The sequence below is a fragment of the Actinomadura geliboluensis genome, from assembly GCF_005889745.1.
Classification (GTDB): Bacteria; Actinomycetota; Actinomycetes; order Streptosporangiales; family Streptosporangiaceae; genus Spirillospora; species Spirillospora geliboluensis.
In genome coordinates this window covers 1-9,938 of sequence record NZ_VCKZ01000339.1, presented here as the reverse complement: position 1 = coordinate 9,938, position 9,938 = coordinate 1, and the positions used below count along the sequence as shown (strand labels likewise).

The 9,938-nt window shown below is 73.0% G+C and carries 7 protein-coding genes; 2 read left to right on the top strand and 5 right to left on the bottom strand.

Annotated elements, in window-relative coordinates:
* Positions 1–82 precede the first annotated feature (82 nt).
* Positions 83–754 carry a TetR/AcrR family transcriptional regulator gene (locus tag ETD96_RS33615; protein ID WP_240808415.1) on the bottom strand — a complete coding sequence of 224 codons (672 nt, stop codon included), beginning with the start codon at positions 752–754 and terminating at the stop codon, positions 83–85.
* Positions 755–867: 113 nt separating this feature from the next.
* Between ETD96_RS33615 and ETD96_RS47970 the strand changes: the two genes are divergently transcribed.
* Both ETD96_RS47970 and ETD96_RS33605 read left to right on the top strand, forming a co-directional pair.
* Entirely contained in the window at positions 868–3,447 is a 2,580-nt protein-coding gene (locus ETD96_RS47970; protein ID WP_338072629.1) for an MFS transporter, read from the top strand.
* A gap of 61 nt (positions 3,448–3,508) precedes the next feature.
* On the top strand, positions 3,509–4,339 hold the full coding sequence (locus tag ETD96_RS33605) for a YceI family protein (protein ID WP_240808414.1): 831 nt from the start codon (positions 3,509–3,511) through the stop codon (positions 4,337–4,339).
* Between the two features lie 9 nt (positions 4,340–4,348).
* Here ETD96_RS33605 and ETD96_RS33600 read toward each other — a convergent pair whose 3' ends face one another.
* From ETD96_RS33600 to ETD96_RS45235, 4 genes are all read right to left on the bottom strand, one after another.
* Positions 4,349–5,035, bottom strand: coding sequence for a SecDF P1 head subdomain-containing protein (locus tag ETD96_RS33600; protein ID WP_138640514.1), 687 nt, complete (start codon positions 5,033–5,035; stop codon positions 4,349–4,351).
* A 478-nt stretch (positions 5,036–5,513) separates the two neighbouring features.
* Positions 5,514–6,545, bottom strand: coding sequence for a 2-oxoacid:ferredoxin oxidoreductase subunit beta (locus ETD96_RS33595; protein WP_138640517.1), 1,032 nt, complete (start codon positions 6,543–6,545; stop codon positions 5,514–5,516).
* A gap of 79 nt (positions 6,546–6,624) precedes the next feature.
* Positions 6,625–8,466, bottom strand: a complete 1,842-nt coding sequence (locus tag ETD96_RS33590; RefSeq protein ID WP_138640513.1) for a 2-oxoacid:acceptor oxidoreductase subunit alpha — start codon at positions 8,464–8,466, stop codon at positions 6,625–6,627.
* Positions 8,467–8,792: 326 nt separating this feature from the next.
* Positions 8,793–9,938, bottom strand: a 1,146-nt coding sequence (locus ETD96_RS45235; protein ID WP_171069364.1) for a LolA-like protein, incomplete at its 5' end; no start/stop codon positions are given.

Genomic DNA, 9,938 nt, shown 5'->3' with positions numbered 1-9,938 from the left:
CCCCCCAGCCTCATGGTCGACAACCCTATGCCGGGGTGCCGGGCGCGCCGCTCCGCCTTCAGGCCGAGCCGGCCGCGCCGCGCTACTCCCGGTGGCGTACGGGCGGGCCGAGCGCGGCGGTGAACATGGCGGTGAGGCGGTCGGTGACCTCGGCCGGGTCGGCGGCGCGCAGGTCGTCCAGGCCGAACAGCCGGCGGACGGGCCCGCCGCCCATGATGATCGTGGACGCGAGCAGCGCGCGGGCGCGGGCGTCCGGGCCGTCCAGCTGGGCGATGATCGGCTGGACGATCCGGTCCTCCAGGTAGTGGAGCAGGGCCTCCTTGACCTCGGGCTGGCCGGCCGACCGGTCCAGGATCCGGGACATGGTGGTGACGGGGCGCTGGTCGATCTGCCGGACGAAGTGCTCGGCGAGCCGGCGCGGCAGCCCGGCCGGGTCGCCCGCGATGACGCCGCGGATCACCGACTCGCCGGCGAGGACCTCCTCGAACAGCGCCGCCTTGGAGCCGAAGTACCGGTTGACGAGGGCGACGTTCGCCTCCGCCCGCGCCGCGATCATGCGGACGGTGACGCCGTCGTAGCCGTGCTCGCCGAACAGGTCGCGGCCCGCCTCCAGGATGCGCCGCCGGGTGGCCTCCCGGTCCCGCTTGGGCCGCCGCCGGCCGGCCGCCCCCGGCCCGCTCGCCGCGGGCGCGTCCGCCTCGGGCGCACTCGTTTCGGGTGCGCTCGCGCGCTCGTCCTCGACCCGCATCCCCATCCCCGGAACTGTCGGTAACGGTCAGTGTTCAGTATCCAACGAGTTGCAAGTAAACAAGCGTCTACCTAAGATACATGCACGGCACAGGTAATTCCGTATCGCATGGGGGCAGGGTGGCTCGAACCAGCGTGGCGTCGCACGGCCCGGCGGCGTCCGAGCCCGCGCGACCGCACTACACGCACCGGCAGATCCTGGAGATCCTCGCCGGCCTGATGATGGCGATGCTGACGTCGATGATCTCGACGTCGGTCGTCGCGACGGCGCTGCCGACGATCGTCGGCGACCTCGGCGGCCAGGACCAGCTGGCCTGGGTCGCCAGCGCGTCGCTGCTGACGATGACCGCCTCGACCCCGCTGTGGGGCAAGCTGTCGGACATCGCCGGGCGCAAGCTGATGTTCCAGACCGCCCTGCTGATCTTCGTGCTGGCCTCGGTGGGCGCCGGGCTGTCGCAGAACATCGGCCAGCTCATCGCCGCCCGCGCGTTCCAGGGCCTCGGCGTCGGCGGCCTGTCCGCGCTCGCCCAGGTCATCCTCGGCGACGTCGTCGAGCCCCGCCAGCGCGGCCGCTACGCCGGCTACATGGGCGCCGTGTTCGGCGTCTCGACGGTCGCCGGCCCGCTGCTCGGCGGGTTCATCGTGGACGCCGACGGCCTCGGCTGGCGCTGGTGCTTCTACGTGTGCGTCCCGCTCGCGGTCGTCGCGTTCCTCGTCATCCAGCGGGTGCTGAAGCTGCCGAAGGTGAAGCGCGACACCCGGGTGGACGTGTTCGGCGCGTTCACCATCACCGGCGCCGCCGCGCTGCTGATGCTCGTCCTGTCGATGGGCGGCACGGAGTTCGCGTGGAACTCCAAGTGGACCTACATCATGCTCGGCGCCGCCGCCGCGCTGGCCGTGCTGGCGGTCGTCGCCGAGCGCATCGCGCACGACCCGATCCTGCCGCCGCGGCTGTTCCGCAACCCGACGTTCGTGCTGACCTCGTTCGTCTCCATCTGCGTCGGCATGGCGATGTTCGGCGCGATGATCTACATGCCGCAGTACCTGCAGATCGTCAAGGGGATGAGCCCCACCGCGTCCGGGCTGATGACGCTGCCGCTCGTCCTCGGCATGCTGATCACCTCGACGGGCTCCGGGCAGATCGTCACCCGGTCCGGCCGCTACAAGCTGTTCCCGGTGATCGGCATGGTGTGCATCGCGGTGGCGATGTACCTGCTGTCGCGGCTGCACACCGACTCGTCCGAGCTGCTCATCGGCGCCGACCTCGCCCTCCTCGGCGTCGGGATGGGCCTGACGCTGCAGATCCTGATCCTGGCCGCGCAGAACGCCGCCGCGCCCGCCGACCTGGCCTCGACCACGTCCGGCGTCTCGTTCTTCCGCAACCTCGGCGGCGCGATGGGCGTGGCCGCGTTCGGCGCCATCCTCACCAACCGGGTGGCGGACGAGATCGCGTCCGGGCTGCGCGCCGCCGGCCTCCCGATGCCGACCGGCGCGTCCGGGGAGCTGGGCTCGCCCGAGGAGATCCAGAAGCTGCCCGAGCCGCTGCACGGGATCATCCAGGACGCGTTCACCAAGGCGATGGAGGCCGTCTTCCTGGTCGGCGTCCCCGTCGCGGTGATCGGCTTCATCGCGGTCCTCGCGCTGAAGGAGCTGCCGCTGCGCGGCTCGGCCGACCGCGGGAAGGCCGCCGCCGCCAAGGAGCCCCCGGCGGGCGCCGTCCCCGGCGAGGACGGCGTCGTCCGGCCCCCGGCCCCGGTGGCGCACACGGGCGCCGTCGGCGCGGTCGGCGCCGGCCGGCACGCGCGCGACAACGGCCACGACCCCGAAGCGCGGCTCGCCACCGCCGCCCCGCCCGCGCCCGCGGCGGCCCCGGCCGCGTCCGACCTCGCGGCGCAGGCGCGGCTCCTCGCGCAGCAGAACGGGCACGGCGGCCACGACGGCGGCGTCCCCGTGCGCGGCGTCGTGCGGACCGGCGACGGCGCGCCCGTCCCGTCCGCCGCGCTGACCCTGATCGGCGTGGACGGGCACCAGCTGGCCCGCGCGGTCACCCAGGAGGACGGCCGGTACGCGCTGCCCACCCCCGGCCCCGGCAGCTACGTGCTGATCGCCGCGACCGGCGAGCACGAGCCGCAGGCCGCGACGCTCGTCGTCGGCGACCGGCCGGTGGACTTCGACCTGCTGCTCGCGGGCAACGGCGGGCTCGCCGGGACGGTCCGCGGCGGCGACGGCGCCCCGCTCGCGAACGCCATGGTCGTCGTGACCGACGTGCGCGGCGACGTCGTCGGCACCGGCCGCACCGACGGCGACGGGCGCTACCTGTTCAAGGACATCACCTCCGGCGCCTACACGCTCGCCGTGTCCGCCGCCGCGCACCGCCCGGTCGCGCTGCCGGTCGAGGTCGTCGGCAACGGGCAGACCCGGCAGGACGTGGAGATGCCGCCCGGCGCCCGGATCCGCGGCACGGTCCGCACCGAGTCCGGCGACCCGGTCGGCGACGCCCGCGTCACGCTCGTGGACGCCGCCGGCAACGTCGTCGCGATGGTGATCACCGGCCCGGACGGCGAGTACGCGTTCACCGACCTGACCGGCGGCCAGTACACCGTGATCGCGTCCGGCTATCCTCCGGTCGCGACCGGTCTGTCGCTTTCGGGCAGTGGGCTCGACGAGCACGACCTCGAGCTCGGCTACCCCGACGAATGACCGACTCGATCCCGGGCCGCCCGGCGGCGGCCCGGCCGACACGAAGCTGGAGTGCGGGCCGTTGAAGGACGCTGAGCGGGGTCTGCGCGGAACCGTGCGGACGAAGGACGGCTGGGCGGTGCGGCACGCCGTCGTCACGGTGACCGACCTGGCCGGGAACCAGGTCGCGCGGGAGCGGACCGGGGAGGACGGCGTGCTCGCCGCCGGTCCGCTGCCCGCCGGCACCTACACGGTGATCGTGACGGCGATGGGCTTCCAGCCGGCCGCCGCGACGCTGATCGTGTCGACGTCCGGCACGGCCGACATCGGGAAGGTGGTGCTCGGCCGCGCCGGCGGCACCGCGCTGCCGCCGCCCGGCACCTGGACGATCGACCCGGCGCACTCGGCGGTCGGCGCGGTCGCGCAGCACCTCGGCCTGTCCAGCGTCCGCGGCCGGTTCGCCGCGTTCGAGGGGCGGATCGAGGTCGCCGAGCCGGTCGAGGCGTCGCGGGTGACGGCGCGGATCGAGGCCGCGTCCATCGACACGGGCAACAAAATGCGCGACGACCACCTGCGCTCCGCCGACTTCCTGAGCGCCGACGCCAACCCGTACATCAGCTACGAGGGCGACGGGCTGACCGCCGCCGGGCCCGACCGCTGGACGGTGCACGGCCGCCTCACCCTCAACGGGATCACGCGGCCGGTCGACCTCGACCTGACCTACCTCGGCAGCGGCACCGACCCGTGGGGCGGCGTGCGGGCCGCGTTCCGCGCGACGGCCGAGCTGCGCCGCGCCGACTTCGGCATCCGGTTCAACCAGATCCTGGAGGCGGGCGTCGCGATGGTCGGCGAGAGCCTGCGCGCCGAGCTGGAGATCCAGGCCGTCCAGGGCGAGGAGCTCCCGGCGGGCTGAACCGGGGGCCTAGCGGCCGCCCTTGAGGTCGCGGACGAGCCGGTTCGCGGTGGTCCGGTCCGGCGAGCCGGTCACGACGACCTTCCCGTCGGTGATGGCCATGTCGACGCGGGGCAGGGTGACGAGCCGGTCGCGGACGACGAACGCGAGGTCGCGCCCGACGGTCGCGCGGGTCAGCCGGGCGAACGCGTCCCGGTCGACCGGCCGCAGCGTCAGCGCCACGTCGTAGCCGCCCGGCTTCACCCGCGACTTCTGGACGCGCAGGCCGGCGACCTTGTGGATGGCGATGCCCTGGGTGAGGCGGTAGCAGGTCGGGCCGGTGCCGGCCTGCCCGGTGATCCCCGCCGTCCCGGCGGGGCACGGCCCCGGCGTCGCCTCGGAGACGGGGTAGATGTGCAGCGGCGCGGCCAGTGCCACCGGCCGGGTCCGCATCGAGGACGCGATCAGCCCGCCGGTCACCGCGACGGCCGCGATCAGCAGCCCCAGCGTCAGCACCATGATGAGCAGCGCCGACCGGTGCTGGTCGGCGGCCTTGGCCGGCGTCGGGGGGACGGTCTGCCGGCGGGGCCGGCGCCGTCCGGCCCGGCTCCGCTTGACCTCCGCCGCCTGCCGCCGGCGCTCCGCCGCCCGCGCCCGCCGCCGCGCGGCCTCGTCGTCCGGGACGGGCAGTACCGCGGTGGCCGTCTCCGTCTGCACCCCGCCCGGCGAGCTCTCCTGCCCGAGCGCTTCCTGCGGGCCGCCCGCGCCACCCGCGCCACCCGCCGGCAGTGGCCGTGTGGCCGCATCCGGCCGCACTTCGGTACCGCCCGGCTCGGCCTTGCCGACGGGTTGCGTGGCATCGGTGGGGGATGCGGGAGCGGGAGGCGCCGTTTCACCAGGAGGCGACGCGGACTCGTCCCCTGGACGATCCTTGTTACGGCGCGGAATGACCCGCATCGTCACCTCCCGGCTCCATGATCTCCGACAGTCTGTCAGGGTGAGACGCCGTCCCGCACCGTGTCTCGTGTGAAGACCGTGTCCCGCCCAGAGACCGCGGCGACGCGTCCGACGGCCGTCATGAGCATCAGTGCCCCGTTCCCCGCTATTCAATACGTGTGCAATAGGCGTGAAAAGGCCCGGTCCCGGGACAAACCGGGACCGGGCCTCCGCAAAAGCGGTCAGGTCGCGCCGTGGACTAGTCGATGCGCCAGGTGTCGCCGGAGCCGAGCAGCGCGGCGAGGTCGCCCTCGCCCTGCTTCGCGACGGCCTCGTCGAGCTGGGCCCGCATCAGCTCGTCGTAGGACGGCCGGTCGACGTCCCGGAAGATGCCGATCGGGGTGTGCTCGAACGCCGGCTGGTCCAGCCGCGACAGCGCGAACGCCTGCGACGGGTCCGCGGCGTGGGCGTCGTGCACCGCGATCTCGGACGGGTCGACGTCCGCGGTCTTCACGACCTCGAACGACCCGGCCGGGGTGCGGCGCAGCGCCTTGGAGCGGTCCGCTCCGAAGACGATCGGCTCCCCGTGCTCCAGCCGGACGGTGACGTCGTCGCGGACGTCCGCGTCCTTCAGCGGGTCGAACGCGCCGTCGTTGAAGATGTTGCAGTTCTGGTAGATCTCGACGAGCGCGGTGCCGCGGTGCTGCGCGGCGGCCCGCAGCACCGACTGCAGGTGCTTGCGGTCGGAGTCGATGGTGCGGGCGACGAACGTCCCCTCCGCGCCGATCGCGAGCGACAGCGGGTTGAACGGGGCGTCCAGCGACCCCATCGGCGTCGACTTGGTGATCTTGCCGAGCTCGGACGTCGGCGAGTACTGCCCCTTCGTCAGCCCGTAGATCCGGTTGTTGAACAGCAGGATCTTCAGGTTGACGTTGCGGCGCAGCGCGTGGATCAGGTGGTTGCCGCCGATCGACAGCGAGTCGCCGTCACCGGTCACCACCCACACCGACAGGTCCGGGCGGGACGTGGCGAGCCCCGTCGCGATCGCGGGCGCGCGGCCGTGGATCGAGTGGAACCCGTAGGTGTTCATGTAGTACGGGAACCGCGACGAGCAGCCGATGCCCGAGATGAACGTGATGTTCTCGCGGCGCAGCCCGAGCTCCGGCAGGAAGGACTGGACGGCCGCGAGGATCGCGTAGTCACCGCACCCGGGGCACCAGCGCACCTCCTGGTCGGTCTTGAAGTCCTTCAGCGTCTGCTTCTGGTCGGTCTTCGGGACGAGGGAGAGCAGCGACCTCCCGTTCCCGTTCCCGTTCCCGTTGGCGCCGTTCCCGTTGGCGACGGCGCCGTTGCCGTTGGGGGAGCCGTTCTCACTCACTGTCGATCACATCCTGGATGACGCCCTGCAGCTCTTCCGCCTTGAAGGGCAGGCCGCGGACCTGGTTGTAGCCGATCACGTCGATGAGGAACCGGCCGCGCAGCAGCAGGGCGAGCTGGCCGAGGTTGATCTCCGGGACGATGACCTTGTCGTAGGAGCGCAGCACCTCGGGCAGGTTCGCGGGGAACGGGTTGAGGTGCCGCACGTGCGCCTGCGCGATGTCCCGGCCGGTCGAGCGGACCCGCCGGACGGCCGCGGAGATGGCCCCGTACGTCCCGCCCCAGCCCATCACCAGCACGCGGGCCGCGCCGGACGGGTCGTCCACCGCGAGCGGCTCGATGTCGTTCGCGATGCCGTCCACCTTGGCCTGGCGGAGCCGGACCATGGTGTCGTGGTTGGACGGGTCGTAGGAGATGTTGCCGGACCCGTCGGCCTTCTCCAGGCCGCCGATCCTGTGCTCCAGCCCGGCCGTGCCCGGGATCGCCCACGGGCGGGCGAGGGTCTCCGGGTCGCGCTTGAACGGCTGGAAGTCCTCCTGGGACGGCGCGGCGAAGTTCGGCTCGATCTTCGGCAGCGACGCCACGTCCGGCAGCCTCCACGGCTCGGAGCCGTTCGCGAGGTAGCCGTCCGACAGCAGGATGACCGGGGTGCGGTACTTCACCGCGATCCGGGCGGCCTCGATCGTCGCGTCGAAGCAGTCCGACGGGGACTGCGGCGCGACCACCGGCACCGGGGCCTCGCCGTTGCGGCCGAACATGGCCTGCAGCAGGTCGGCCTGCTCGGTCTTGGTCGGCAGGCCCGTGGACGGCCCGGCCCGCTGCACGTCGATGACCAGCAGCGGCAGCTCGGTCGCGACGCCGAGCCCGATCGTCTCGCTCTTCAGCGCGATGCCCGGACCGGACGTCGTGGTGACGCCGAGCGACCCGCCGAACGAGGCGCCGAGCGCCGCGCCCACGGCGGCGATCTCGTCCTCGGCCTGGAACGTCCGCACGCCGAACTTCTTGTGCTTGGACACCTCGTGCAGGATGTCGGACGCCGGGGTGATCGGGTACGAGCCGAGGAAGATCGGCAGCCCGCTCTGCACGCCCGCGGCGACCAGCCCGTACGCGAGCGCGAGGTTCCCGGTGATGTTGCGGTACAGGCCGGGCGCGTGCTCGGCCGGCTTGATCTCGTACTGCACCGAGAACGCCTCGGTGGTCTCGCCGTAGGACCAGCCCGCCTGGAACGCCGCGATGTTGGCCTTCATGATCTCGGGCTTGCTGGCGAACTTCTTCTCCAGGAAGCCGAGCGTCCCCTCGGTGGGACGGTGATACAGCCAGGACAGCAGCCCCAGCGCGAACATGTTCTTCGCGCGCTCGGCGTCCTTCTTGGAGATGTCGAAGTCCTCGAGGGCCTTCACCGTCATCGAGGTCAGCGGCAGCGCGTGCACGCGGAACTCGCTCAGCGAGCCGTCCTCGACCGGGCTGGCGGCGTAGCCGACCTTGGCGAGGTTGCGCTTGGTGAACTCGTCGGTGTTGACGATGAGGTCGGCGCCGCGCGGCAGGTCCGCGAGGTTGGCCTTGAGGGCGGCGGGGTTCATCGCGACCAGCACGTTGGGCGCGTCCCCGGGGGTGAGGATGTCGTGGTCGGCGAAGTGCAGCTGGAAGCTGGACACGCCGGGCAGCGTCCCGGCCGGGGCGCGGATCTCGGCCGGGAAGTTCGGCAGCGTCGACAAGTCGTTGCCGAACGCCGCCGTCTCCTGCGTGAAGCGGTCACCGGTCAGCTGCATGCCGTCGCCGGAGTCGCCGGCGAAGCGGATGATGACGCGGTCGAGTTGCTGGACCTGTTTGGTCACAGAGGAAGACCTCCTCGACGGGCAGCAACCGTCCCGGGGGAGGCACCCGGGATCGTGATGCTACTTAGGCTTACCTTCATGGTATGTCCGGGATCGGATGGTGCTATCGGGACGACCGCTCACCGGGAGGTACGACCTGGGGCGGACGCCTAGTTCATCCCGAACACAGGCTGCTGCGCTGCCGGCACAGGTCGACGTGCAGCCGCCGCACCAGCCGCCGCGCGGGGCTCGTCGAGGAGCCGCGGCTCCCCAGGGGCGTGGAGTTCACGTCCCGAAGTGTAGACAGCGAGGCTAAAGGCGGACCGCACCGACCCGGGATGCACGCGTCACGGGCGTCCCGGTGACTGAGATGTAGCCGCCTCCGCACCTTCTGACCGATTCGCCGACGGCCCCTGCGTCCCTTCCGTCCCGCCCGTGGCGGACGGTCCCGGCGTGGCCGGTTTCGGCTTGAGCACGGCCTTGCGCTCGCGGTCGACCCGCGCGAGCAGTTTCGGCACGTCCGCCGCGGACAGCGCCTCCCCGACGACGCGGGCGGACGCCTCGTACGGGTAGGAGCCGGGGTTGTCGAGCGCGTTCTTCATCCACGTCCGCCACAGCCGGCCGGTGACGGTGCAGCCCAGCAGCACCGAGCGGCCGGTCCCGACCTGCTCCGACGCCTCGCAGGAGCCGAGCGGCGCGCCGCGCGAGGTGATCGACGCCCGCAGCGCGGCCCGCGCGCCCTCCGGCACCGGCCCCGAGGGCACGGTCATCGTGGCGGGCAGCTTCACCGTGCAGCCGTTGGTGTTCTGGTCGCAGTCGCTGAACGTCAGGGTCCCCGGCCGGAACCGCACGGTCGGGTCGCCCGCGCCGCCGAGCGCGGCCACCCGCGGGCGCAGCTCGGCGAACATCGCCGCGGGCGCCGCCACGGGCGCGGCGGTGAAGTCCGGCGCGTTCTGCCCGGCCGGGCGCACCGCCAGCAGCCGGTACGGGGCGGCGGCCGTCACCAGGTAGTCGGCGGCCGGCGTCGTGACGCGGTACGCCCGGACGCCGCCGACGTCCTCCGTCGGGGGGTTCCCCGACGTCTTGGCCAGTGCCTTCGCGATGGCCTCGGGCCCCAGGACGCCCGGCACGTCGAATCCGGGCATCGACGCGGGCGCCTTCGACCAGCGCCCCGCGTAGTAGTCGGGGTGCGGGACCTCGCCGGCGTAGGCGCGCCAGAACGCGAGCCCTGCCTTGATGTAGGTGGTGCCGTCGATCGCGACGACGTCCGCCGTCAGCGTGCCCGCGACCAGCCGCCCCGTCGCCGAACCCGACGGCGCCACCTGGAGGCGCGCCCGGACGGTGCCGCCCTTCAGCGTGAGGGTCCCGTTGTAGCGCAGGCCCGTCCCGCGCTTGAGCCTGCGGCCCAGCGCGGCCGTCCACGCCGGCGGCGCGGCGGCCGCGGTCGCCGTGGGCTTCTTCTCGGCGGGCTCGTCGTCCCCGCCGAGCGCGAC

Coding starts and splice junctions, on each gene's coding strand:
- ETD96_RS33615 (WP_240808415.1), bottom strand. CDS start 754: ATGGGGATGCGGGTCGAGGACGAGCGCGCGAGCGCACCCGAAACGAGT.